The organism is Chryseobacterium pennae (assembly GCF_003385515.1).
Lineage (GTDB): Bacteria > Bacteroidota > Bacteroidia > Flavobacteriales > Weeksellaceae > Chryseobacterium > Chryseobacterium pennae.
In genome coordinates, this window is record NZ_QNVT01000010.1 from 89,591 (window position 1) to 115,056 (window position 25,466).

20 protein-coding genes are annotated in these 25,466 nt (G+C 35.4%); 9 read left to right on the forward strand and 11 right to left on the reverse strand.

The window, feature by feature from the left end; genetic code table 11:
• Nucleotides 1-4 precede the first annotated feature (4 nt).
• The 9 genes from DRF65_RS12200 to DRF65_RS12240 all read right to left on the reverse strand — a co-directional run bounded on the left by DRF65_RS12200 (nt 5) and on the right by DRF65_RS12240 (nt 7,467).
• Complete coding sequence (locus DRF65_RS12200; protein WP_115971039.1) at nt 5-550, reverse strand: GNAT family N-acetyltransferase; 546 nt, start codon at nt 548-550, stop codon at nt 5-7.
• Nucleotides 551-630: 80 nt separating this feature from the next.
• On the reverse strand, nt 631-1,083 hold the full coding sequence (gene tnpA, locus DRF65_RS12205) for an IS200/IS605 family transposase (RefSeq protein WP_115971040.1): 453 nt from the start codon (nt 1,081-1,083) through the stop codon (nt 631-633).
• A 69-nt stretch (nt 1,084-1,152) separates the two neighbouring features.
• A complete protein-coding gene (locus DRF65_RS12210) occupies nt 1,153-1,863 on the reverse strand; it encodes a phosphoribosylanthranilate isomerase (RefSeq protein ID WP_115971041.1) in 711 nt (236 codons plus the stop codon).
• Nucleotides 1,864-1,916: 53 nt separating this feature from the next.
• Complete coding sequence (gene trpC / locus DRF65_RS12215) at nt 1,917-2,690, reverse strand: indole-3-glycerol phosphate synthase TrpC (RefSeq protein WP_115971042.1); 774 nt, start codon at nt 2,688-2,690, stop codon at nt 1,917-1,919.
• Between the two features lie 60 nt (nt 2,691-2,750).
• Nucleotides 2,751-3,737 carry an anthranilate phosphoribosyltransferase gene (gene trpD, locus DRF65_RS12220; RefSeq protein WP_115971132.1) on the reverse strand — a complete coding sequence of 329 codons (987 nt, stop codon included), beginning with the start codon at nt 3,735-3,737 and terminating at the stop codon, nt 2,751-2,753.
• A gap of 56 nt (nt 3,738-3,793) precedes the next feature.
• Nucleotides 3,794-4,396, reverse strand: coding sequence for an anthranilate synthase component II (locus DRF65_RS12225; protein ID WP_115971043.1), 603 nt, complete (start codon nt 4,394-4,396; stop codon nt 3,794-3,796).
• A 36-nt stretch (nt 4,397-4,432) separates the two neighbouring features.
• Nucleotides 4,433-5,860, reverse strand: a complete 1,428-nt coding sequence (locus tag DRF65_RS12230; RefSeq protein WP_115971044.1) for an anthranilate synthase component I family protein — start codon at nt 5,858-5,860, stop codon at nt 4,433-4,435.
• 256 nt (nt 5,861-6,116) lie between these two features.
• A complete protein-coding gene (locus tag DRF65_RS12235) occupies nt 6,117-6,761 on the reverse strand; it encodes a hypothetical protein (protein WP_115971045.1) in 645 nt (214 codons plus the stop codon).
• Between the two features lie 250 nt (nt 6,762-7,011).
• Complete coding sequence (locus DRF65_RS12240) at nt 7,012-7,467, reverse strand: cupin domain-containing protein (RefSeq protein WP_115971046.1); 456 nt, start codon at nt 7,465-7,467, stop codon at nt 7,012-7,014.
• Nucleotides 7,468-7,671: 204 nt separating this feature from the next.
• On the opposite strand from DRF65_RS12240, the gene DRF65_RS12245 reads away from it, so the two are divergent.
• The 6 genes from DRF65_RS12245 to DRF65_RS12270 all read left to right on the forward strand — a co-directional run bounded on the left by DRF65_RS12245 (nt 7,672) and on the right by DRF65_RS12270 (nt 17,568).
• Nucleotides 7,672-7,884: a hypothetical protein gene (locus DRF65_RS12245; protein ID WP_115971047.1), complete on the forward strand. Its 213-nt coding sequence runs from the start codon at nt 7,672-7,674 to the stop codon at nt 7,882-7,884.
• Complete coding sequence (locus tag DRF65_RS12250) at nt 7,884-8,255, forward strand: c-type cytochrome (protein WP_115971048.1); 372 nt, start codon at nt 7,884-7,886, stop codon at nt 8,253-8,255. The genes DRF65_RS12245 and DRF65_RS12250 overlap by 1 nt, the downstream gene beginning before the upstream one ends.
• Before the next feature lie 3 nt (nt 8,256-8,258).
• Complete coding sequence (gene rlmF / locus DRF65_RS12255) at nt 8,259-9,188, forward strand: 23S rRNA (adenine(1618)-N(6))-methyltransferase RlmF (protein ID WP_115971049.1); 930 nt, start codon at nt 8,259-8,261, stop codon at nt 9,186-9,188.
• A gap of 166 nt (nt 9,189-9,354) precedes the next feature.
• A complete protein-coding gene (lysS, locus tag DRF65_RS12260) occupies nt 9,355-11,052 on the forward strand; it encodes a lysine--tRNA ligase (RefSeq protein ID WP_115971050.1) in 1,698 nt (565 codons plus the stop codon).
• Between the two features lie 547 nt (nt 11,053-11,599).
• Nucleotides 11,600-16,132 carry a glutamate synthase large subunit gene (gene gltB / locus DRF65_RS12265; RefSeq protein WP_115971051.1) on the forward strand — a complete coding sequence of 1,511 codons (4,533 nt, stop codon included), beginning with the start codon at nt 11,600-11,602 and terminating at the stop codon, nt 16,130-16,132.
• Nucleotides 16,132-17,568, forward strand: a complete 1,437-nt coding sequence (locus tag DRF65_RS12270; RefSeq protein ID WP_115971052.1) for a glutamate synthase subunit beta — start codon at nt 16,132-16,134, stop codon at nt 17,566-17,568. The genes gltB and DRF65_RS12270 overlap by 1 nt, the downstream gene beginning before the upstream one ends.
• A 513-nt stretch (nt 17,569-18,081) precedes the next feature.
• Here the strand turns inward: DRF65_RS12270 and DRF65_RS12275 are convergent.
• Complete coding sequence (locus tag DRF65_RS12275) at nt 18,082-19,086, reverse strand: cytochrome d ubiquinol oxidase subunit II (protein WP_115971053.1); 1,005 nt, start codon at nt 19,084-19,086, stop codon at nt 18,082-18,084.
• Nucleotides 19,083-20,426, reverse strand: coding sequence for a cytochrome ubiquinol oxidase subunit I (locus DRF65_RS12280; protein WP_115971054.1), 1,344 nt, complete (start codon nt 20,424-20,426; stop codon nt 19,083-19,085). Before DRF65_RS12280 ends, DRF65_RS12275 begins: the two co-directional genes overlap by 4 nt.
• Nucleotides 20,427-20,837: 411 nt before the next feature.
• On the opposite strand from DRF65_RS12280, the gene DRF65_RS12285 reads away from it, so the two are divergent.
• The 3 genes from DRF65_RS12285 to DRF65_RS12295 are packed head-to-tail and all read left to right on the forward strand — an operon-like array spanning nt 20,838 to nt 24,694.
• Nucleotides 20,838-21,749 carry an aldo/keto reductase gene (locus DRF65_RS12285; RefSeq protein ID WP_115971055.1) on the forward strand — a complete coding sequence of 304 codons (912 nt, stop codon included), beginning with the start codon at nt 20,838-20,840 and terminating at the stop codon, nt 21,747-21,749.
• A 25-nt stretch (nt 21,750-21,774) separates the two neighbouring features.
• Nucleotides 21,775-23,352 carry an NAD-dependent epimerase/dehydratase family protein gene (locus tag DRF65_RS12290; RefSeq protein ID WP_115971056.1) on the forward strand — a complete coding sequence of 526 codons (1,578 nt, stop codon included), beginning with the start codon at nt 21,775-21,777 and terminating at the stop codon, nt 23,350-23,352.
• Nucleotides 23,345-24,694: a D-arabinono-1,4-lactone oxidase gene (locus tag DRF65_RS12295; RefSeq protein WP_115971057.1), complete on the forward strand. Its 1,350-nt coding sequence runs from the start codon at nt 23,345-23,347 to the stop codon at nt 24,692-24,694. Before DRF65_RS12290 ends, DRF65_RS12295 begins: the two co-directional genes overlap by 8 nt.
• The last annotated feature ends 772 nt before the right edge of the window (nt 24,695-25,466 follow it).

The window sequence follows — 25,466 nt, forward strand, 5'->3', positions numbered from 1 at the left end:
TTCTTTATTCTTTAGTAATTAAATAAGCGTTGTTTTGGGTGCTCAATATACTGAGCTGTTCTTTTTCTTTTTGAGAGATATTAAAAATTAAAATATCATCATCTTCTGAATTGATCCATTCGGAATCTTCATTCTCCTTAATGGCTTTTGCCTTATCATATAGAATCTCAATATTGCATTTTTCATAAAACGGACGAAGGTCTGCATTGCAAAAACCAATCGTTTCCATATTTCTTTGGGTAACATTTCCTTTAAAATATTGAACCAAAAGAGCTCCATATCCTTTTTTTCTATGACCGGAAACTAATCCTACAGCTTCTGCAAAGCCATATTGTTGCCCTGAAATCTCCAGCATAAAATTAAAATTAAGACGGATTACAGCCAGAATCTCTGAATGCAAATCCAACAGTAAATGAAACTCCGAATCTTTAAAAAAAGTACGGAAATAGGACGGTTTCATTGTGTTCCATACAGAAATGTCCCAAAGCTGCAGAATATGTTCAATTTCTTTGTCTGTTAATTCGTTGGCTCGTTTTATTTGATATTTCATAATTATATTAAATAATAATCAAGATTCATAATAAGTTTTAACCCTAGCAAAGGATAAAATCCTTTAGCTATTAAAATATATCAATCCCATAAAAATTTTTCATCATATTCCATTTTATGTTTTTCCAGTATTTCAATAAATTCATTTTTGAAATTTTGTTTTTGGTGATGCTGTCGTTGATTTTTAATATAGTTTGTGACAACATAAACATCTTTTTCACCTACCGAAAATGCACCATAGCCATCCTGCCAAAAGAAATTCTCATATTTTTTACCTTTTGTTTTGATCCATTTTGACGAATGTGCCTTTACTTCCTGAACCAATTTCATTAAGGCAATCTTCCTAGACAATCTACAAAGAATATGGATATGATTATCAGTTCCTCCAATCTGTAATGCATAACTTTCAAAATCTTTACATAATGTGGCGATGTAGGCATACAATTCTTTTTCTATTTTTTCATCAATAAAATCATTCCTGTATTTGGTGCTGAATACAATGTGAATGTAATTTTTGACTAATGATTGTGGCATTTGTGTGTTTTTTGGTGGTTATCATTAATATGGTTGTTATATATTAATTGGAATGTTTCCAATTCTGGGTTAAATCGTCCCGTTGGGACTCTCCTGAATAATCGTTTTAAATTTTTTTATTTTACCTACATTTTTATCACCTGGTGCTATTTCAAATTTTGAATTGATATCTATGGCAAAAGGTTTTTGATCCAATAATTCGATATTTTTGATGTTGTCTTCTGAAATGCCGCCACTTAAAAAATAGGGTAATGGAATTTCAAATTCATTCAAGACATTCCAGTCAAACTGTTGTCCTGTTCCTCCAAATGCCTTACTGTCTGTATCGAACAGGTAATAGGTGATAGGCTGCTGGTTCTGCTCTTCAATATTGTTACTGAACGTTTGATTTATTTTATTTTTGTTTTCAACTGTATCATTTCCAATTCTTATTACTTTGATTATTTTAACATCAGGAGGTAGCTGCTTTTTTAATTCAATAATCAAATCAGCATCTTCATCACCATGTAACTGAATCAGGTTAAGCTTTCCTTTCTTAGCGATTTCTATTATTTTTTCAATATTTTCATTGACGAAAACTCCAACTTTTCCCTGATGATTGATCTGTGCAATATCTTCAAGACTCAAATGATTAAGAACATATCGTGGTGATTTTTCATAGAAAATAAAGCCTAGAAAATCTATGTTCATAGTAATCAATTCCTGAACCTGATCTGGTTGTGTAAGACCACAGACTTTGAGAGCAGGAGAGAATTGTGTAAATAATGGTTGCTGGTTCATGAGAGTTAATTATTGGTTGTCAAGGGAAAAATTATTTTCAAATTGCTGTATTTTCAAATTAATAAAGAAAACTCTTCGAAAGCTTTTGCCGGATCTGCGTTTCTCATAAAATATTCTCCCATCAGGAATCCGTCAAATCCTTTTTCCTTTAAATATTTAAAATCTTCAAGACTATAAATTCCGCTTTCTGCAACAGATAAAGTGTCTTTTGGAAGCTGATCTTTTAACTGAACAGAATGTTTTAAGTCAACTTTAAAATCTTTCAGGTTTCTATTGTTAATTCCAACCAGATCAATATTAGCATTAAAATGTTTCAGTTCTTCTTCAGTATGGATTTCCAGTAACACCTCCAGATCCAGTTCATGAGCCAGTTCTGTAAACTCCTTAACCTGATTAGGTGAAAGACAGGCTGCGATCAGTAGAATAACATCTGCTCCCATGCTTTTAGCCTCATAAAACTGGTATTCATCAACCATGAAATCTTTTCGCAAAATAGGAATGTTGATATGATTCCTTACCTTCAGAATATCATCAAAGCTTCCGCCAAAAAAATCTTTATCTGTTAATATTGAAATTCCACTTGCTCCAAAATTTTCATAAGCAGAAGTAACATCCAAAGGCTGAACTTTATCATTGATGATTCCTTTGGAGGGAGATTGTCTTTTAAACTCGGCGATAATTCCGCTTTTATTTCTAATAGATTCTTTTAATGAGAAACTCTTTCTTCCAAATAATTCTGAATTTTTCAACTGATCGATGGAAATATGACTCCTTGAAGCTGAGATTTCTTCTTTTTTTCTTTCAATAATTTTATCTAGTATGGTCATGGGTGAAATGAGAGATTAAGGGGAGAATGTTATTCGTTATCAATAAGTAATTTTAATTTCCTAATTAATTAAAAGGTCAAAGGTTTTCAACGCTTTTCCACTTTCTAAGCTTTCCTGAGCCAACAGGAGGCAGTCATCATACGTACCGAATTTGTGAGTATGATAAAGGGCTACAGATGCATTGGCCAAAACTACTGAGTTTTGCTGTTCTGTTCCTTTTCCTTCCAGAATATTCATGAAAATTTTTGCTGTTTCCTTGATAGAATCTCCGGCTTTGATATCTTCTAAAGTTACAGGACTGAAGCCTAAATCTTCTGCAGAATAGATTTCTTCTCCTTTCTTAGTAATGATTTTACTGTCGTGGGTTAGGCTGATCTCATCATAACCATCCAATCCATGAACCAGAATAAACTCCTGATCCTCTTTTTGTAAAAGGTATTGATAGATTCTTGCAATTTCCAGGTTATACACTCCAATCATGGAATATTGAGGTTTTGCAGGATTTACCAGGGGTCCGAGAAGATTAAAAAAAGTTCTTAATCCTAAGGATTTTCTCAATAATCCAACTGATTGAAGAGCAGGGTGGAAGTAAGGGGCATGTAAAAAGCAGATATTTGCTCTTTCAAGATCTTCATTCAGCTGTTCTGAACTGTTCTTGAACTGATACCCGAGTTCTTCCAGTACATTGGATGAGCCTGTAGTGGTTGAAGCGCCGTAATTCCCATGTTTTGTTACCTTCTGCCCGGCTCCGGCCACCACAAAGCTGGCCAATGTTGATATATTGATTGTGTTTTTTCCGTCACCTCCGGTTCCTACAATATCAATGGCATCAGTAGTATCAATATGTACAGGAACAGCCATTTGTAGCAGGGCTTCTCTAAAGCCTTCCAGTTCTTTCAATGTGATATTCCGCATCAGGAAAACACTCATGAAAGCAGTTACTTCTGCAGCATTGAACTTATTCTGAGCAATTTCAATCATCATAGCCTTTGCCTCAGACTTCGACAAGGTATTGTGATTGAACAGGTATTGTAATATTTCTTTCATTTGAGGAGTTTTTAGGTGTGTTGTTGTTTTCATATTTGGCTTACTGCATTAAACTTTTACTGATTTAAAAAGTTTCGGATGATTACTTCTCCATCAGGGGTTAAAATACTTTCAGGGTGGAACTGTACCCCATGTACATCATATGTTTTATGCTGAAGGGCCATAATCATTCCATCTTTATCCACTGCTGTAACTTCCAAATCATCAGGGAAATTGTCAGGATTCACAGCCCAACTGTGGTATCTTCCCACTTCGAGACCTGACGCTAAATCTTTGAAAAGCTTGGTGTCTTCTTTTACCAGTTCAGTAGTGGTAGCCACTCCGTGGAAAATTTCAGACAGATTGATAAGGTTTCCACCAAAAGCTTCTGCAATGGCCTGCTGCCCTAAACATACCCCTAAAATACTTTTAGTAGAAGCATATTCTTTAATAAGATCCAATAAAATCCCAGCTTCTTCGGGAATCCCAGGACCTGGAGAAAGGATGATCTTATCGTATTTTCCAATTTCTTCCAGAGTGATCTGATCGTTTCTTACTACATCCACTTTCTGATCTAGAATTCTTTCGATGATCTGGACAAGGTTATAGGTAAAGCTGTCGTAGTTATCAAAAACGAGAACCTTAAGCTGTGATTGTTGAGTATTGATATTGTTGTTCATTTCTTTTTTGTTGAAGGTTAATTTTGTTTTTGATTTTTAGCTTTCTACAACTATTTTTTCTGCCTTTTCTACTGCTTTTTTCAGAGCATTTAATTTGTTATTGACTTCCTGCAGCTCATTTTCAGGGACAGATTTAGCAACGAGACCGGCTCCTGCCTGATAATAAAGTGTATTGTTTTTGCTTAAAAAGGTTCTGATCATAATGGCTTGATTGCAGGTTCCGTTTAAACCGACAATTCCTATACAGCCTCCATAATAGCCACGGGAGTCTTTTTCATATTGATTGATGAGTTGAAGGGCTTTATGTTTAGGAGCTCCGCTTAAGGTTCCCTGAGGGAAAGTGGCGGAGATCATATCAAGAGGATTGATTTGCTCAGGAAGGTCTGCTGTTACTTCACTTACCATGTGGATTACGTGTGAGAAAAGCTGAATTTCTTTAAGTTTGGTAACGGTTACGTTTTTGCCCAGTTTTCCAAGATCATTACGGGCAAGGTCTACCAGCATTGTATGTTCAGCATTTTCTTTAGGATCATTCTTTAATACTTCAATAGCCTGAAGGTCCGTTTCCAAATTTCCTGTTCTTTTGGAAGTTCCCGCAATCGGATGAATAATAGCTTTGTTATCTTTAATGATTAACTGGCTTTCAGGGCTTGATCCGAATAATTTATAATTTCCGTAATCAAAATAATACAGGTAAGGAGAAGGGTTGATATTCCTTAAAGCACGGTATACATTAAATTCATCACCTTTGAATTTCTGCTCAAACCTTCTGCTCAGTACCAATTGGAATACATCACCTCTCATGCAGTGTTTCTGGGCAGTTTTTACCAGTTCAATATAATCTTCATCGGTAATGTTTGAAGTTTCATAACCGTTTTTTTCAAAAGGGTAAACCGGAGTGTTTTGATTTTTAATGAGGTTCTCCAGTAAATGTAGCTCAGATTTTACCCCTTCCATTTGGTTTTCTATAATATGCATTTCATCATTAAAATGGTTGATGGCAATCACATATTGATATAATCTGTATCTGAGGATCGGAATTTTTACTTCCGGGCTTTGGGCTTTTAAACTGACATTTTCAAAGAACTGTACCGCTTCAAAACTTGTATATCCAAAAAGGCTCTGTGCGGTTTGTTCAATAGGATCATTGGTCTTTTCACAGTCAAAAACAGTGCGGAAATCTTCAAATATCTCGGTGATATTACGTTCCATCATGAATTGCTTTACTGGAGAGGAATCAGGAAATTTAATCTCAAATTCATTTAAGTTTTTTACTTCAATTCCTGCAACAGCATTGATAGCAATAAATGAAAAATTATTATCAATGCTTTTCGAATCGGAACTTTCCAGAAGGATAGTGTCTCTGAACTTGTCTCTGATCTTAAGATAAATATTCATTGGAGTATGAAGATCTCCAAGAGTTTTTTTCGAAACGGTTTTTATTTTGATTTTCTGTGTAAACATGTGCTGTTTTATTTTTTAGATTTTAGGAATAAAAAAAAGGCTTTAACGGAATCCGTCAAAGCCTTATATTGTATATTGTTTTGCTTATATCTGCTGTTTGTTTAGCAACATGACAATACCTTCAGACCCGACGAAGAGTTTGAAAGCCACCACCAATTATTATTGCTCATTGTAAACATGTGACAAATGTAGAAATTTTTTTAATACAAAAAACAAAAAATTCAAAAAAAATAAAAAACATATGATTTAAATCTTTTTATTTCAGTTGTTTAAGTTCTTCTTTAAGTTCTTCAAGCTTTACTTTATAACTTTCCTCATCATACGATGCAGTATAAGCTTCTAAAGCTATAATATATTCTGCAATAAATTCTTTATTGGTTCTGTCTGCTTCATATTTGATCCTTGCAGAGTTTACTGGAGCCAGTTTAGAGTATTTAAGAACTGCTTTTCCTTCCTCTGATTCATTATAAAGAATAACGATGTTTTTTTCATATCCCGGAATGTATTTTACTGGAAAGGCAATTTCTGTGGGAGGGATTCTGATGGAATTTTCAATGGGATATATCGCTGCGCTTGTTGTAGAGAAAAAAGTTGAAATATACTTTCCGTCCTGTTTTTTAACAACCGCTTCATAATCGTGGATGTACATATCATTCAGGGTAGAATTGGTTTCCACATCAGAGGTAATGATGGCAATACTTTTCATACCGTATTGATTCAAAAACCAGGCATTGAGAAATTGTCCACAAAATCCATTTAAAATAGAGAGAGGAAGCACAAAAATTAAAAACCATACTTTTTTAGTAAGATAGGATAGTAATCCCAAAATCAGAAGTAGAAGGATCACCGTGTAAAAGCCGTGGTGGCTGGTGAAAAACAGTATTTTTGAAATTAAAACCATCGCTCTTGCTTGTTAATCTAAAATTTATTTAAAATTATAAAAAAAATTAAAAGAACAGTGTCAATTTACGGTTAAGATAATGGATATCAGTTTATAATGACTCAATAGTTTGTAACACTAAGTTCGCAGTGCGTTTATATAGCAGTGATAAAAGGGGGACAGCGACTTTTTACTCAAGAAGGGAGTTACCTTACTGAGTGAAATAATTCTGTGGCCAGAAAAAGCAGTGCGAACTTAGCATTTTGGTAATTTAATGTACCGGCTCTGAAATTGGTAAATCAGGTGATCCGCTGTAGAAGACAATTAAAGTGGCTCCTTTATCTCCGGTTTTACCTCTGTGAGCTATGTTAACCATTTCCGGAAGTACTTCGCCTTGTCTTACCCATTTGGTTTTACCATCTTCTTTCTTTTCAATCTGTATTTCACCTTTTTCTATGTAGGCAGCATTAATCACCGGGTGTTTGTGCCAGTCTAAAGCCTTATGGGGCGGGACGGAAATTTTAAGTACAGAAATTTCCGGTTGTCCGCTCGGATAGCTGGGATATGTTGTCCCTTCCCAGGATTTTGTTGTTTTTAATAAGGTTACGGATTCTATTTTATCAGAATATTCTGAAGGTTGAACATCTGATGAAGAATTGTCACAAGACAAAAGGAGGGTAGCGAGTGCAGCAAACAGGGCTGTAGTCAATAAATTTTTTTTAGTCATAATTTCAAATTAATATGATTATTTTTGGTTTAAATAATTAAAAACACAAAAATAATATACATATTTAAATTTCCATAGTATTTGAATTATTATTTCTTATTGGCTGAATGAAAACATCCCTCACTTAAAAATATTCTTCAAAGAAACATTTGTCATAAGCTGAAACATTTATTTTTTATATTTTTGCTTTCAAATTAGAAAAAAATGAAAAAAGTATTCGCAATCGCATTTATTGGAGGTTTATTATTAGCAAGCTGCACTAAAAAAGCAGATCACTCATTACAGGACAGCAACACAATGCTTGAAGAGCCAGAAGCAACTACAGTGGTAGATTCTACAGCTAAGCCTGCTGCCCCAGCTGTTGCAACTCCAGCTGCTCCTGAAGCTGCTAAAACAGATTCTACAGCGAAGAAATAATGAAAAACTTATTTTTGGCAGGAACTTTGGGTCTTCTGATCTTTTCCTGTTCTAAAAAAGAAAATACAACAGAAGTAGCGTCTTCAGATGCTGCATCAGTGTCTGCTCCTGCACAGTCTAATCTTTCCGGTGATCAGATCATGGAAACATTAGATTGTTCAGGGTGTCACTCTGTTAATGAGAGAATGATAGGACCTTCTTATCAGGAAATAGCGGCTAAATATTCTGATAAGGATATTGAATTGCTGGCTTCCAAGATTATAGATGGCGGTAGTGGAGTTTGGGGCGGAGTCCCTATGGCTGCTCATCCACAGGTGTCTAAAGAAGATGCCAAAAAAATGGTGGAGTATATTCTAAGCCAGAAGAAATAAAATATGTCCACAGAAAAATCAAGTCTGCACACAAGAAATCTGCATCGTAATCCTTATGATTTTGATCTGCTTATTTCTTGTGTGCCAGAACTGAAACATTACGTCTTTGTGAATGTTCATGGGACAAGAACTATTAATTTCAGTATTCCCGAAGCTGTAAAATTACTCAACAAAGCTTTATTACTACATTTTTACAATATTAAGGATTGGGATATTCCCAATACCAATTTATGTCCACCTATTCCGGGACGGGCAGATTATATACATTATATTGCTGATCTTTTAGCAGAACAGAAAGGTGAAATTCCAACAGAAACTTCTGTGACAGGACTTGATGTTGGAGTAGGAGCTAACCTTGTTTATCCTTTAATTGCTCATAAATCCTATGGCTGGAAGATGCTTGGAACGGATATCAATGAAGATTCACTAAAAAATGCTCAGCATATTCTGGATCAGAATCCAGGTTTATCATCGGCAATTGAATTGGCGCATCAGCCTGACTCCAATTATATATTCAAAAATATAGTAAATCCTAAAGACCGGTTTACCTTTTCTATGTGTAATCCACCTTTTCATGATTCAAAAGAATCTATGATCAAAGGGAATCTTAGAAAAACAAAGAATTTAAATAAAGGAAAGAGACAGAAAGCGATGCTTAATTTTGGCGGACAACAGTCGGAATTATGGTGTGAAGGTGGTGAACTGGCATTCATTACCAATATGATTAATGAAAGTGCTCAATTTTCATCTCAGTTCCTATGGTTTACCTGCCTGGTTTCCAAAAAAGACAATCTATATAAGTTAACTACTCTTTTAAAGAGAGTAAAGGCTGTAGACGTTAAAACCATTGATATGGCTCAGGGACAGAAAGTAAGCAGAATCTTGGCCTGGACATTTATTCCTCAGCAGGATAGGAAAAGCTGGTTTGTTTAAATTTAAAGTTTCAAAGTTAATAACACATTAATTTATATCTAGCATCTCGATACCTCATATCCTACATCTCACCTCCATTCCGGCTGACATTTTAAAATTTCTGAAAAAATCAATTGACGGTCAACTCAAAAATGCCTAAATTTGTACGCTTTTAGAAAAATAAGAAATGCAATTATCAGAACAAGAAATCATTAGAAGAGAAAAGCTTAATAAGCTTACTGAAATGGGGATTAATGCGTTCCCTGCGGATGAGTATACCATTACAGATACTACAGAATCTATAAAACAGGACTTTTCTGAAAGTAAACAGGTGAAGATCGCTGGTAGATTAATGTCCCGCAGAATTCAAGGGAAGGCTTCTTTTGCAGAATTGCAGGATTCTAAAGGAAAAATTCAGGTTTACTTCAACAGAGATGAGATATGTCCGGGAGACGATAAAGAATTATATAACGAAGTTTACAAACACCTTTTAGATATTGGTGATATCATCGGTATTGAAGGAGAATTGTTTACCACTCAGGTAGGTGAGATGACGGTTTTAGTAAAGAACTTTACACTTCTTACTAAAGCTTTACGTCCGCTTCCTCAGGCTAAAACAGATGAAAATGGTGTTGTCCACGACGGATTTACAGATCCTGAATTAAGATACAGACAGCGTTATGTAGATTTAACGGTAAATCCACAGGTGAAAGAAATTTTCGTGAAGAGAACAAAATTGTTTAATGCGATGAGAACTTTCTTCAATGATGCAGGATATTTTGAAGTGGAAACTCCAATTCTACAGTCAATTCCTGGTGGAGCAGCGGCTAAACCTTTCATTACACACCACAATGCTTTAGATATTCCATTATATTTAAGAATTGCTAACGAATTATATCTGAAAAGATTGATCGTAGGTGGCTTTGACGGAGTATATGAGTTCTCTAAAAACTTCAGAAACGAAGGAATGGACAGAACCCACAACCCGGAATTTACAGCTATGGAAATCTATGTAGCTTATAAAGATTACAACTGGATGATGGATTTCACTGAGAAATTATTGGAATTCTGCGCGGTTCAGGTAAATGGAATTACAACAGCTACATTTGGAGAACATGAAGTAGATTTCAAGGCTCCTTATCCAAGAGTTTCTATGACGGAAGCAATCCTGAAATTCACTGGTTTCGATATCACCGGGAAAACGGAGAAGGAATTGTATGATTTCGCGAAGTCTATCGGAATTGAGGTGAATGAAACAATGGGTAAAGGAAAATTAATTGATGAGATCTTTGGTGAGAAGTGTGAAGGAAACTTCATTCAGCCGACTTTCATTACAGATTACCCGGTTGAAATGTCTCCGTTAACTAAAAAACATAGAAGCAAAGAAGGTTTAACAGAGCGTTTTGAGCTAATGGTTTGCGGTAAAGAAATCGCCAATGCTTATTCAGAGCTTAACGATCCAATCGATCAGAGAGAGCGTTTTGAAGCACAGATGGCTTTATCCGAAAGAGGGGATGATGAAGCAATGTTCATCGATCAGGACTTCTTAAGAGCGCTGGAATATGGTATGCCTCCTACATCAGGTTTAGGAATTGGTATGGATAGATTAATTATGTTCTTAACGAACAATGCTTCTATCCAGGAAGTATTATTCTTCCCTCAGATGAGACCGGAGAAAGCGGTTCCTCAAATTGAGCTGGGAGAAGATGAAAAAGTAATCCTTGAAATTCTTAATTCTCAGGAAGAAGCAATGTCTTTAGCTGAAGTAAAAGAAAGAAGCCAGTTATCCGGTAAAAAATGGGATAAAGCTTCTAAAACTTTGACAAAGAATAATATTGTGAAAGTAGAAAAAATTGACGAAGCTCTTTTGATGAAATTAACTTAAAATAAAAAATAGCAAATATAACCTCCCTGGCTTGAAGTCTTGGGAGGTTTTTTTCTGGGGTGATTTTTGCATTATTGAGATTGTTTTTGATTTATAGGTGTATTTTAGATAATTAATCTACAAAAATAGTTATATTAGAGTATAATTATAAATTAAGCGTTTAATTTTAGGTAATTATATCTAATAAGTTAAAGAGTTTATAGATAATCAGCAAAAATGATTTTGTTTTTTAACAGTATGACTATCAGTATTATAGTATTAATAACAGAATCAGTCTGTACTTTATTTTTATAGGTATTTGACTTAAGGTAAACTTGAAATACATCTTGGTTTTATTAAGTTTATTAGTTGATAATCAGCTTGTTATAATTACTGTGTTAAATTGTGTATTGTATATTTTATTTCATATTTTAATGTGTTTTTCTTTCTTTTTTTATTAACTAATTAGTTATTGTTTATTGTTATTGTTTTTTCAATGAGATAAATATAATTTATAATCTTTAAAGGTGTTCTTTTTGCTATATTTGGTAAGCAAATGGATAGGAAGATGAGAAAAACACACAAAAAAAATCCTGATAATTTTTCGAAAAGCTATGGACTTTACCAACCGGAATTTGAATTTGATTCCTGTGGGGTAGGCTTTGTTGCCAATATAAAAGGAGTTAAAAGTTATAAAATTGTAAGTGATGCTATTACTATGCTTGAAAACATGGAGCATCGTGGGGCTACCGGGTATGAAAATAATACAGGTGATGGAGCTGGTATTCAGATTCAGATTCCCCATGAGCTTTTATATGATGAGGCATTGAATTATGGAATAGACTTACCGGAACCTGGATACTATGGAGTCGGCATGCTATTTTTTTCTCAAAATAACTTTATTCGTGAAGAATGTAAGGAAGTCATTGCTCAATCCGCTGAAAAACTGAATCTTAAAATTTTAGGATACCGTCCTGTGCCAGTAAGTAATATTGATTTAGGTGCATTGGCAAAGAGTGTGGAACCTGTTATGGAAATGCTCTTTATAGAACGTCCTTTTGATACTGAAACTGAAAAGGATTTTGAAAGAAAGCTATTTGTTTTTAACAATTATATTTCGCATCAGGTTACAAGTATTACCAATAATGACCCTATAGGATTTTATGTTGCCTCTTTTTCCTGTAAAAAACTTATTTATAAAGGGCAGTTAAGAAGTATTCAGATTAGAAATTATTTTAAAGATCTTACAAATCCTAAAACCCGTTCTGCATTTGGAATGGTGCATTCCCGTTTTGCAACCAATACATCACCGACATGGAGTTTGGCACAACCTTTTAGATTCTTATCGCATAACGGGGAAATCAATACAATAGGAGGAAATCTGAATTGGCTGAAATCCTCCGAAAAGATTTTCAAAAGTCAGTTTTTTAGCCCTCAGGAAATGGATATGATTCTTCCTTTAACAAAACCAGGGCAATCTGACTCCTCTTATCTGGATAATATGGTAGAGCTCCTTTATCATTCAGGACGTTCCCTTCCTCATACAATGATGATGCTTATTCCCGAAGCATGGGATGGGCACGAACAAATGGAGCAATATAAAAAAGACTTCTATGAATTTCATGCCTGTTTGATGGAGCCCTGGGATGGGCCTGCTTCCATTTCTTTTACGGATGGAGATATTATCGGTGCAACTTTAGATAGAAATGGCCTTCGTCCTTCGCGATATTGTGTGACATCAGACGATTTGGTTATTATGGCATCCGAATCAGGAGCTTTACCTGTACATCCCAAAAAAGTTATTAAAAGAGGCCATCTTCAACCTGGGAAAATGTTTCTTGTAGATCTGAAAAAAGGAAGAATAATCAGCGATGATGAGCTGAAAAAAGAAATATGCACTTCAAAGCCATACCGTGAATGGTTAGACAATATGAGAATTAATATCAATGAATTACCTCATCCTAAAATACGGTTCAATAAACTTCAGACAGACGATATTTTCAAGTATCAGAAGGTATTTGGGTATTCAAGAGAAGATCTTGATGTGATGGTGAAAGAAATGGCTTCTCATGGAAAAGAACCTATTGGTTCTATGGGTTTTGATGTTCCATTGGCTGTTTTAAGCGAAAAGCCTCAGCATCTGAGCTCTTATTTTAAACAATTATTTGCTCAGGTAACTAATCCGCCGATAGATCCGATCAGAGAAAAACTGGTCATGTCTCTGACTACCATCATTGGAGGTAATGGAAATCTTTTGGAGGAAGATAAGAATTTTGCACATTCCATTAAATTGGAAAATCCTATCCTTAACAATAATCAGCTTGAAAAATTAAGAAGTGTTGATACGGGTAAATTTCAATCAAAAACTATTTACACTTATTTTAATGCAGCAGGAAAAGAAGGAAATTTAAAAAAAGCCATTGACAGGATTTGCAGATATGCAGTAGATGCAGTAGATGATGGGTTTGAAGTGATTATCCTCTCCGATCGGTCATTGGACTCTCAGCATGCAGCTATTCCCTCATTGCTGGCTTGTTCAGCAGTTCATCATCATTTGATAAGAAAAGGAATCCGAAGAAAAATAGGGCTGGTAATGGAGGTGGGAGATGTTTGGGAAGTTCACCACTTTGCAACACTCCTGGGGTTTGGGGCTACGGCGATTAATCCATATCTGGCTTTGGCTAGTATCCGGCAGATGTTTGATGATGGGGAATTTGGAGAGATTGAAGATTTAGAAAAACTGAGAGAGAATTATAAAAAGGCAGTCGGTGACGGACTTTTAAAGATTTTTTCCAAAATGGGAGTTTCAACGTTACAATCGTATCATGGTGCTCAGATTTTTGAAATTATAGGATTGAATAAATTAGTAGTGAATACTTGTTTTACCGGGGCTATTTCCAGAATTGAAGGAATTGGTTTTGACGAAATTGCCAAAGAAGCATTAATGAAGCATAGAGAAGCTTTTAAAGGTGATTGGGCTGAAAGCCTTTTAGATACAGGTGGTGTTTATCAGTGGAGAAACCGTAGTGAATATCATCAGTTTAACCCACAGTCGATTCATTTATTACAGCAGGCTACCTGGAGTAATAACTATGATATTTTTAAAAAATATTCAAGGTTGGTCAATCAGCAGATGGGTAAGGCTTCTTTATTAAGAGGACTTTTGGAATTTAAAAACGATAGGGCGGCTATTCCTCTGGAAGAAGTAGAGTCTGTTGAAAATATTATGAGGCGATTCGCAACAGGAGCGATGTCTTTTGGATCAATCTCATGGGAAGCGCATACGACGTTGGCGATAGCGATGAATAGAATAGGGGCAAAAAGTAATACAGGAGAAGGAGGAGAAGATGAGGCCAGATATATACTTACTGAAAATGGGGATAATTTGCGTTCATCTGTTAAACAGATTGCTTCAGGAAGGTTTGGAGTTACTGCCAGATATTTAGCCGAGGCTGATGAGATTCAAATAAAAATGGCTCAGGGAGCAAAACCTGGAGAGGGAGGTCAGTTACCGGGAGATAAAGTAGATTCATGGATTGGTAAAACACGACATTCTACACCAGGAGTTGGATTAATTTCTCCACCGCCTCATCATGATATCTATTCTATTGAAGATCTGGCTCAGCTAATTTTTGATTTAAAAAATGCGAACCGTCATGCCCGGTTATCTGTAAAATTAGTTTCAAAAGCAGGAGTAGGGACCATAGCGTCCGGAGTTGCTAAAGCTAAGGCAGATCATGTTCTGATCTCAGGATACGATGGAGGAACGGGCGCCTCTCCTTTAGGTTCTATCCGTCATACTGGATTACCCTGGGAACTTGGGTTAGCAGAGACACATCAGACTTTAATTAAAAATAAGCTCAGACAAAGAGTTACCCTGCAGGTAGACGGGCAGATAAAAACAGGGCGTGATTTGGCAATTGCTACTTTATTGGGAGCTGAAGAATGGGGAATTGCAACCTCCGCACTTATTGTTGAAGGATGTATTTTGATGAGGAAATGTCATTTGAATACCTGTCCGGTAGGAATTGCTACTCAAAATGAAGATTTGAGGAAGAATTTCAAGGGTAAGGCTGAGCATTTGGTGAATTACTTCAGGTTTCTTGCAACAGAAGTCAGGGAAATTATGGCTAACCTGGGATTCAGAACCATTGATGAGATGGTAGGACAATCTCAATGTCTGGAAAGAAAATCAGTAATTAATTTCTGGAAACATCAACATATTGATTTAAGCAGGCTTCTTCAAAAAATAGAAACAGATTTACATGTTATTAAATCAGAAGAGCAGGATGATGGCTTAGATTCTTCTGTTTCCTGGCAGATGCTTGAGGCTGCTCAGTATGCACTTCAAAATAATACAACCATGGAGGCTGAATTCAATCTGAAAAATACGGATCGTGCAGTTGGAACCATTCTCTCTCATGAATTAACCAAAATATATCAATCCGAAGGAATGAAAGAAAATTCTTTAAAGTTTAATTTTAAAGGAACCGCGGGGCAGAGTTTTGGTGCATTTTGTAACAAAGGAATTACAATGTATCTGGAGGGGGATGCTAATGATTATTTAGGAAAGGGGCTTTCCGGAGCTCAATTGATAGTTTTTCCAGACAGAGAAGCAATTATTAAAGCTAATGAAAATAGTATTGTAGGAAATGTTGCTTTATATGGTGCTACTTCCGGAAAGGTATTTGTCAATGGAATGGCTGGAGAACGTTTTGCAGTTCGTAATTCTGGGGCTACGGCAGTGGTAGAAGGAATTGGTGATCATGGATGTGAATATATGACAGGAGGAAAGGTTATTGTTCTGGGAGGTGTTGGGAGGAATTTTGGAGCGGGAATGAGTGGTGGAATTGCTTATGTGTGGGATGTTAATGAAACCTTACGATATAATTTTAATTCTGATATGGCAGATTTGGAATCTGTTACTGAAGAAGATAAAAAAATAATTTCCGCTTTGGTGAAAGAACATTTTGAAAATACAAAAAGCCAATTGGCAGAATTTATATTAAATGATTGGGATAATAGTTGTAAATATTTTACCAAAGTATATCCAAGAGAATATAGGAAAGTGATGGAAAACCTGATAAATGTTGTGAAATAATGGGAAAGATAAATGGATTTTTGATACATGAGCGGGAGCTTCCTCCTAAGTTGGAGGTTGAAAAAAGACTTCAGGATTATAAAGAATTTATCCAAAAACCGTCAGATGAACAATTGAAATGTCAGTCGGCAAGATGTATGGATTGTGGAATCCCATTTTGTCAGAGCGGTTGTCCTCTCGGAAATCTGATTCCTGAATTTAATGAAGCGGTCTACCAGAAGCAATGGGAGAAAGCCTATCGGATTTTAATTTCAACGAACAATTTTCCTGAGTTTACAGGACGGATTTGTCCGGCTCCGTGTGAGAGTGCGTGTGTACTTGGAATTAACGATCAGCCGGTTACCATTGAAGAGATAGAAAAGAATATTATAGAAATAGCTTTTGAACAAGGGTTTGCCAGACCAAAAGTACCACTGTTAAGAACCAATAAAAGAGTGGCAGTAGTAGGCTCCGGACCTGCGGGATTAGCAGCAGCATACCAGTTAAACCAGATGGGGCATTATGTAACTGTTTTTGAAAGGGATCCTGAAATAGGAGGATTGTTACGATTTGGAATTCCGGATTTTAAGCTGGATAAAAATATTGTAGAGCGCAGAGTTCAATGGATGAAAGAAGAAGGTGTTTTATTTTCTACAGGAGTTAATGTAGGGATTGATTATTCTGTGGAGCAATTAAATCGGGATTTTGAGGCTATCGTTCTTGCAACAGGAAGTACGGTTCCAAAAGAGCTCGTTATTCCTAATCATGATGCAAAAGGAATTTATTTTGCAATGGATTTTCTGAAACAAAGTAATAAAAAAGTAAGTGGAATTCCTTTTGAAGAAGAAGAAATTGATGCAAAAGGGAAAAAAGTGGTGGTAATAGGTGGAGGAGATACAGGCTCAGATTGTATCGGGACTTCTAATCGTCAGGGGGCAGAAATTGTATATCAGATTTATTATAAACCTATGCAGCCAATGGAAAGGGATGAAACAATGCCATGGCCTGCCTATCCTGCGTTATTACAGATTACTTCCTCCCATGAAGAAGGATGCGAAAGGATGTGGTCTGTGAATTCCAAAGAATTTGTGAAAGATGAAAACGGAAACTTAAAAGGAGTTCGTTTGATAGAAGCGGAATGGACTAAAGATTCCGATGATGGAAAATGGAATCTGTATACTGAAAAACCAGGATCTGAATTTATACTTGAATGTGACCTTGTCTTTATTGCGTTAGGATATACTCATGTTGAGCACAAAGGGTTGGTTGAGGGGTTAGATATTCATTTAGATCCTAAAGGAAATTTAATTGGAAATAATAAAGAATACAAAACAAACCAGGATAAAGTGTTTTCCTGTGGTGATGCAAGAAAAGGGCAAAGTCTTGTCGTTTGGGCAATTGCTGAGGGTCGGGAGTGTGCGGAGAAAGTCAATGAGTTTTTAATAAGTGAAATGTAAATTTTAGTTAAGAATTTATTTTCTCATTCTGGTCATTTTTGGTGTTGAGTTGATTATGATGGTAGATTATTTGAAAAAAGATACTGGATTTATTTTTTGAATGAAAGTATAAGGTCTTAATAGATAGGAAGATAAAGAAAGTGTTCATACCTTATAATTATCAATATTTTTATCGTGCTTTCTATATTGAAAATGGTCTTTTTAATCTGAATTAAATAGTTCATATCAAAAAGAAAATATTGTCTGTATTAGAAGAGTTGTGTCCAATGAGCGTGGGTTTTTCAGTGCTTCATTAGATCTGTTTTATAAAAAAGATATTCATAGTAATTATAAGTCTTTCCTTTAAGAAAAGATTTGTATTCTTGAAAATACTAAAGCAGTATACATTATAGTATCTAAGCAATAGAGAAGAATATGAGGTATGACTTATCAATGACTTAAAATTTATGGTTAAAGACAAATTTAAAATCTGTTCTGGTCAAATCGTTTTTCTGGATACCGTATTATAGCATTTTATTTTCTTAGTCTGCTAAATGAAAACATCAGATAAAATAAAAATGGCAAAATAAACAGTGATCCAAGCATTAAAGCCCATCCCAAAGCGGCAATCGTTTTTTCAGGAGCAATGTGAACCAGCAGTGAAAGACGCTGTCCATTCCCTAATAAAATAATATCCGGATTATGCTGATAGGTAGCTGCCACAAGGATCATTACCATCTGGAAACCCGCCAATGCTCTTACAGGAAGTAATTTTTGGGTATTCAGAGCTCTTAAAATAAGTAATAAGGCAACGGTAGCAAAAGCAATCGCCATGATTCCTAATGGCTTTGAAAATACCCACATCAAAAGCGGAATATCCGAAAGATAAGCAGTAGCGAATACAAGAATTCCTGTAACGACAACAAAGATCATCGTTTGTTTTGACTTTCTGATCATTAATAATAATTCTTCCTTACCACGGGTTTCTCTCAATGAGAAGATAGAAGCAAGATAAGCACACAATGCTACTGTAAATAATCCTACAGACACTCCGAACCAGTTTAGCCAGCTGTAAATATACAGATCCTGAAAGGTGGTTGCATCAGGATTAATAGAGTGTGATACCGTTGCGGCTGCTATTAATCCCAGGAAAAAAGGAGTTAAGAGACTGGCGTAATAAAATATCTGGGTGTACAAAACCTGCCAGTTATCCTTTACTGCATCATAATGCCTGAACGTAAATGCGGTTCCTCTTGCAATAATACCTACAAGCATTAAGACTAAAGGAATGTGAAGGTAGGTAGACATCGTGGTATAAATTTCAGGAAAGCCCACAAAGAGAATAACAATGGCAATAATCAGCCACATATGGTTTGCTTCCCAGACAGGAGCAATAGACTCGTACATAATCTCATGAGTTTTATGGCGGGCTTTTTTATTCGTAAAAAGCTCTACAATACCCGCTCCAAAGTCAGCGCCACCAAGAATAATATAAAGACAGATGGAAAGCCAGAGAAAGCCTATAACAATGTAGATCATGATTTTTTATTTTTATCGTTAAACTGTGGGTCTGTAGGGTCGTAAAGCTTCGGTACCATTTGTACCTGTCTTCTTAAAAGGAATACCAGAATCAATGATAATGATATAAAAATTGCAGTGAAGAAGTAAAATGAGTACTGTATTCCAGGCATTGGGGTTACGGCATCAATGGTTCTCATGACGCCATAAATAATCCATGGCTGTCTTCCCACTTCAGTAACAGTCCATCCTGCTTCAAGAGCAATATATCCGAAAGGTGTTGCAATTAAAAATGTTTTTAATAACCAGTTTTTAATCAGCCATTCCTTTTTAAAGAAGAAAGCATAAAGATATACAGTTCCAATACAGATCATTACCACTCCAAAGAAGATCATAATCTGAAAAGCATAATGGGTAACCGCTATCGGAGGCCATTCATCCTTTGGAAAGTCTTTAAGCCCCTTTACTTCAGCATTGAAATCATTGCTTACCAAAAAGCTTAATACTTTGGGAATTTTAATCGCATATTTTATTTCCTCTTTTTCCTCATCAGGAATTCCACCAATAACAAATGCAGCTCCTTTTTCCGTTTCAAAATGAGCTTCCATAGCAGCTAACTTGATAGGTTGTCTTTCAGCAACAGATTTTGCCGCCACATCACCACTCAAAGGCGCACCAAATGCTCCAATTAAGGCAAAGCCTACTGCGATTCTGAATGCTTTAGTATGAAACTCCACATTCTTTTTCCGCATAATTAAAAAAGCGTGAACTCCAGCTACTGCAAATCCTGTGGCACAAAAAGCAGCAACCGTCATGTGAAGAGCCTGTGGAAACCATGCATCATTGAACATGGCTTTAATTGGATCTATATTAAGGTATTGTCCGTTTATATAATCGAAGCCGGTAGGAGAGTTCATCCAGGCATTGGCTGCTACCACCAGAATACCTGATGCCAACCCACTTACTCCTACAAGAAAACCACAGAACCAGTGGAACCATTTATTGAACTTATCCCATCCATATAAAAAGAAGCCTATAGCGATTGCTTCAATAAAGAAAGCAGTACCTTCTAGTGAGAAAGGCATCCCAAAAATTGGGCCTGCATGTTTCATGAATCCGGGCCATAAAAGCCCCAGTTCAAAGGAAAGCATCGTTCCTGAAACAGCTCCTGTTGCAAATAAGATCGCAACCCCTTTGCTCCAGGCTTTGGTAAGTCCTTTATATACTTCGTTGTTGGTTTTTAAGTACTTCCAATGGGCAAATGCCATTAAGAAAGGCATTACCATTCCCACACAGGAGAATATGATATGGAAGCCCAGAGAAAGTGCCATCTGGGCACGGGCAGCTATAAAATCATCCATAATATCAACTTTTCAGTAAATAAATTTACGCATAAATTATTGATGTTAAATATGATTTAAAACAGTAAGGTTTTTTCGGATCTATTTGAAAAAACAAAAAAGCTAAAGATTTTCGCAGGTAATATATTTGAAAAATATCAATTAAATCCAGAGATGATATAATGAACTTGCCCGAATTTTTCTGATTAGAATACATTTCCAATGTGAAGATCTGGTTTTAAAAACGAATTAATAAGGATTTGAATTCATCTGACCACGCATTTATGTGTTCAATAACAATTCTTCATTTGTTCATTTTTTCATCAAAAAAAACATCTCTGGCAAATTTCTATAATTAAAATATGTTTTTAAAAAAATTCAACATAAAATGTTTATTTTTGAATTATAAACAAATCACAATTAAGGGATAAAATGCAATTAAATACCAACGGAACTTCTATTTTCCCCATTTCTCTCGGTGGAGCAGGTATTGGATCATGCAAAGAAAATATTTTTTTTAAAAGGCCTGTATCTGATAAAAAGGCGGTTGAAACTGTATTATTTGCATTGGAGAACAATATTAACCTTATTGATACCTCTCCTTTTTATGGAGATAGTGAGAGGAAAATTGGTATCGCATTACAGGAATATGGAAATCGTTCATCAATTATTCTTTCAACAAAAGCAGGGACTCATCCAATATACAAAGGTTATTCAGGAGAAAACCTCCGTAGAAGTGTCGAAAATAGTTTAAAAGTATTAAAAACAGATTATCTGGATATTTTACATATACATGATCCTTCTGATGTTGAGTTTGAAAATATGATGGAAAATGGAGGAATGGACACCTTGCTGCGCTTAAAAGAAGAGAGGGTAATTCACAATATCGGTTTGGGAGTAAGAGACCATAATCTTCATAAACAATTCATTTTATCCGGTTATGCTGATGCAATTTTACCGTATCTTGATTATAACCTGTTATCCACGAAGGCAGATGATTTGTTGGAGGTAGCTAAAAAAAATAATATCACAGTATTACTAGGTTCTGCTTTGTGCATGGGATTGCTTTCGGGTATAAACCCAACTGAAATCACGGTCCGGCATTATGCTATAGAAAAAGATGTTTCAATAGAAAAGGCTATGGAAATGTATTTATGGTGCTGTAAAAATGATGTCAATTTAATGGCTCTTAACTATCAATTTATTCTCAATAATCCTGCTGTGAGTACTATAGTGATTGGTGCTTCCTCTAAAGAAGAAGTAGAAAAAAGCATAAATGCCTATAAGGAAAACATAAGCTCATCTATCATTAAATCTTTTCTAAAGAAATTTAAACTTTCATAAAGTAATATATCATTTAAATAAAAATATGAAAAACACCTCACTAAATTACAAAGATGAAAATATCTTTAAATCAGCTGGCGGGCTGATTCCTACAGAAGTCTATCGTAGTATTCTTGACAATGTTCCTTTAATCTGTGTAGATCTTGTGATTGTAAAAGACAATAAAGCATTCCTTACTAAGCGTAAAAACAAGCCATGTAAAGATGTTTATTGGATGCAGGGGGGAAGGATGTTGAAAAATGAAGGAATAGAACAATGCGGAATAAGAAAAGCTGCATCAGAACTTAATATTCCGGAAGACAGAATAAAAATAACACAGTACCTCGGTACTTTTTCTACTGAATTCAATGATTCAGAGCAGGGAGCTTCTTCACATACTGTAAACGTTACTTTTCAGGCAGAAGTTGATCCTGCTGTTTCTTTAGGATTTGATAATGATCATTCGGATGGAAAATGGTTTGATATCAATGGCTCTATTCCTGCTGAATTAGATGGAAAATATAAGCACCATCCGTATATTGCTGAGGTTTTGCAACTGATTGAACCTGATCGTGTTATTAAAACGGATAAAATAAAAGTATTAGTAACTGGAGCAAGTGGATTTATAGGCTCTCATTTAGGGAAAAGATTGATGCAGGAAGGATACTATGTGGTTGGTGCGGACTGGAAAAGTCCTGAATTTATGCAGCCAAACGAATTCTGCCATGAGTTCCTTAGAGTAGATTTACGAACAATGAAAAACTGTATGGATGCTTGTGAAGGGATCGATTGGGTGTTTAACCTTGCTGCTGACATGGGGGGAATGGGTTTTATTCAAAGTAATCATAGTCGTATTGGATATAATAATACGATGATCAGTCTGAATATGCTGGAAGCAGCAAGGCATCACAATGTGCAGCGTTATTTCTATTCTTCAAGTGCCTGTGTTTATCCTCTGCATGTACAAGATGATTCTGAAAATACAGTCGGACTAAAAGAAAAAGATGCATGGCCGGCTTATCCACAAGATATCTATGGTTTAGAAAAGTTATATGGCGAAGAAATGGCCTTGAAATATTCGGAAGAATTTCCTCAGTTACAAATCAGAATTGCAAGGTTTCACGGAATCTACGGAGAACAAGGGACATGGAAAGGTGGAAGGGAAAAAGTACCTGCTGCATTTTGTCGTAAAGCTGCTGCTGCAGAATCGGTTTTCGAAATATGGGGAGATGGGGAACAGAAGCGCTCATTCTGTTATATTGATGATTGCGTAGAAGGGGTTATACGAATCATGAAATCTGATTATAACAAACCGCTTAATCTCGGTTCTGAGGAAATGATATCGATGAATGATTTTGCAAAGCTTGTTATGGAAAAAGCAAACAAGCACCTGCCCTTAAAGCATATCGAAGGTCCTGAAGGGGTTCGTGGAAGAAATTCTGACAATACTCTTATTGAAGAAGTACTTGGCTGGAAGCCTTCTATTCCTTTAGCGGTAGGGATAGAAAAAACATACAGGTGGGTAAAAGAACAGGTTGAGGCTGAAAGACAAATTGGTGTTAATACTTCAGCATACAGTGAATCAAAGGTGGTCATTACCGAAGCATCTGATATTAATGATTAAAAAAAACAATTACATTTGGAATAACTGGGCAGGAAATCAATCCTGCCTTTCTGAAAATTATTTTGAACCTGAGACGGAAGAACAGATTATTGAAATAGTCCGGTTTTCAGGAAAGAATAAAAAAAAGATCAAGGTTGTTGGTTCAGGACATTCTTTTTCTCCCATTGCGGTCAGTAATGAAATTTTAATTTCATTAAAAAATTATCGAAAATTGATATCAGTGGATAAAGACACTGTTACCTGTCAAGGAGGAATGTATTTATATGATTTATATGATGTGCTAATATCAAATAAGTTATCGTTTCCTGATTTTGGAGTTATTAATAAGCAAACAGTAGCTGGAGCTCTTGCAGCCGGTACTCATGGCAGCAGTTTAATGCATAAAAGTCTTTCTGCGCAGATTGAGAAACTAAGAATAATAACAGCGTCAGGAGATCCGGTAGAAATAACCAGAGAAACCAAATGGAAAATTGATGACGAAGAATTCAATCTTTGGGAAGCAGCTTCTTTTTCGCTAGGATCTTTTGGTATTGTCACAGAGGTTACTTTAAAATGTGATCCTATTTTTTATCTGAAATCTGAAGAATCTGTTATTGATTTTGATGAGTACCTGAAATGTATGGATGATTATGCCAAACGTTATGAATACTTTAAGGCTTGGTGGTTTCCGCATACGGATAAAGTGTATTTATTTAAGGCGGAAAGAATTGAAGAAGAGCAGTATCATAAAAAAGAACAATGGATAAAATACACGGAAGAACAAAGGAAACGTGATCTTCAAATTGATAAATTAACTTCTCCTTTATTTATAAAAAGTAATGATGATTCTTCTTTAATTCCAGAAATCAATTCTTTTTGTCTGGATTATTTTTTCACTCCACGTACAAGAATAGGAAACTGTTTCGAAATATTGGTGCATGATGAAACTGTACCTATGGTTGTTTCAGAATATGGATTGTCCATGTTAGATGATAATCATAAAAAGGCATTAAAGAAATTCAGGGATATTTTAGAACAGTCTCAGCATAAACTGCATTTTCCTGTAGATCTCAGGTATACCGGTGCCGAAAATTCATATCTCAGCCCTGCTTACAAGCAGGATACCTTTTATATTGGAATGTGTATAAGGGAATACGGTGAAGAAAAAATTCATCCATCAATGCAGTTGTTTTTTGATGTGATGAAAAAATATACAGCCTGTCCCAGCTGGGGAAAACTTTCAGATCTTTCAAAATCAACATGTGAGAAGGGTTTTCCGGGCTTTGAAAATTTTAAAAAATTGCGGAATATTATAGATCCTGACAGAATCTTCCTCAATGTATTTTTTGAAGGTATTTTTTGAAGCTGATGATGTCTGCAGAGGTATTTAAACAAGTGGATTAGTTCAGAAATAGAATTGTTTTAATGTAGGTGTACAGTAGAATTTCATAAAAAAGACCGTTTTCCCGAGTTGTGAGATGGTCTTTTTCAGTGGTGATTTTAAATTCTATTAAAATCTTTGTTGTTATTTTAAGTTAGATTGATAGTGATAAAAGCAAAAGGGATAGGTTGGCGTTACCCGTACCTATACCTATAACAACTGTTGAATAAGTACTCACGGATGGGAAAAAAAGTTTTGTTCAATCCTTCAAATACTCCTAGTGGCATTTGTAATGTAGCGTAGTTGTTTTCGTTATTTCCTATCATGTCGTCTGCGTTGATTATAGTACAATCATTACAAAGCCCATAAACTTGAAAATTCTGGCTGTTTACATAAACCTGCTGTGCATACATTGTTGTACTAGTAATGAGCATCAATAATAAGATCGAAATTGCCTTTCTGAGGGCGTTAATTGTTAATGAATAAGTTTTCATAAATTAAAATTTTGGGTTAGTTTTTTTCTGAATCAAGATTTTGAATATAAATTCTGAGTAAGATTTTAATAAAATCAAAAAGAGATAATTAATATTAAAAACTCTGCTGTTGGTGTTGCAGTATGATTCTTAGTAAAGCTTTCTAATGGGAAGCTGACCTATGTAGAACCGTTTGCATGGAGTGCTTTTCGATGGCTTACGGTTATAATGTTTTTCGTGAGTGGATTTTGCTAACTTTACAATATTAAATATAATAATGA

Bases quoted from the DNA above. Each gene is read 5' to 3' on its own strand.
- trpC (WP_115971042.1), bottom strand. From the start codon at position 2,690: ATGACCATACTAGATAAAATTATTGAAAGAAAAAAAGAAGAAATCTCA.
- rlmF (WP_115971049.1), top strand. From the start codon at position 8,259: ATGTCCACAGAAAAATCAAGTCTGCACACAAGAAATCTGCATCGTAAT.
- gltB (WP_115971051.1), top strand. From the start codon at position 11,600: ATGAGAAAAACACACAAAAAAAATCCTGATAATTTTTCGAAAAGCTAT.
- DRF65_RS12200 (WP_115971039.1), bottom strand. From the start codon at position 550: ATGAAATATCAAATAAAACGAGCCAACGAATTAACAGACAAAGAAATT.
- DRF65_RS12270 (WP_115971052.1), top strand. From the start codon at position 16,132: ATGGGAAAGATAAATGGATTTTTGATACATGAGCGGGAGCTTCCTCCT.
- lysS (WP_115971050.1), top strand. From the start codon at position 9,355: ATGCAATTATCAGAACAAGAAATCATTAGAAGAGAAAAGCTTAATAAG.
- DRF65_RS12285 (WP_115971055.1), top strand. From the start codon at position 20,838: ATGCAATTAAATACCAACGGAACTTCTATTTTCCCCATTTCTCTCGGT.
- DRF65_RS12225 (WP_115971043.1), bottom strand. From the start codon at position 4,396: ATGAACAACAATATCAATACTCAACAATCACAGCTTAAGGTTCTCGTT.
- DRF65_RS12210 (WP_115971041.1), bottom strand. From the start codon at position 1,863: ATGAACCAGCAACCATTATTTACACAATTCTCTCCTGCTCTCAAAGTC.
- DRF65_RS12275 (WP_115971053.1), bottom strand. From the start codon at position 19,086: ATGATCTACATTGTTATAGGCTTTCTCTGGCTTTCCATCTGTCTTTAT.
- tnpA (WP_115971040.1), bottom strand. From the start codon at position 1,083: ATGCCACAATCATTAGTCAAAAATTACATTCACATTGTATTCAGCACC.
- DRF65_RS12230 (WP_115971044.1), bottom strand. From the start codon at position 5,860: ATGTTTACACAGAAAATCAAAATAAAAACCGTTTCGAAAAAAACTCTT.
- DRF65_RS12290 (WP_115971056.1), top strand. From the start codon at position 21,775: ATGAAAAACACCTCACTAAATTACAAAGATGAAAATATCTTTAAATCA.
- DRF65_RS12240 (WP_115971046.1), bottom strand. From the start codon at position 7,467: ATGACTAAAAAAAATTTATTGACTACAGCCCTGTTTGCTGCACTCGCT.
- DRF65_RS12235 (WP_115971045.1), bottom strand. From the start codon at position 6,761: ATGGTTTTAATTTCAAAAATACTGTTTTTCACCAGCCACCACGGCTTT.
- DRF65_RS12250 (WP_115971048.1), top strand. From the start codon at position 7,884: ATGAAAAACTTATTTTTGGCAGGAACTTTGGGTCTTCTGATCTTTTCC.
- trpD (WP_115971132.1), bottom strand. From the start codon at position 3,737: ATGAAAGAAATATTACAATACCTGTTCAATCACAATACCTTGTCGAAG.
- DRF65_RS12295 (WP_115971057.1), top strand. From the start codon at position 23,345: ATGATTAAAAAAAACAATTACATTTGGAATAACTGGGCAGGAAATCAA.
- DRF65_RS12280 (WP_115971054.1), bottom strand. From the start codon at position 20,426: ATGGATGATTTTATAGCTGCCCGTGCCCAGATGGCACTTTCTCTGGGC.
- DRF65_RS12245 (WP_115971047.1), top strand. From the start codon at position 7,672: ATGAAAAAAGTATTCGCAATCGCATTTATTGGAGGTTTATTATTAGCA.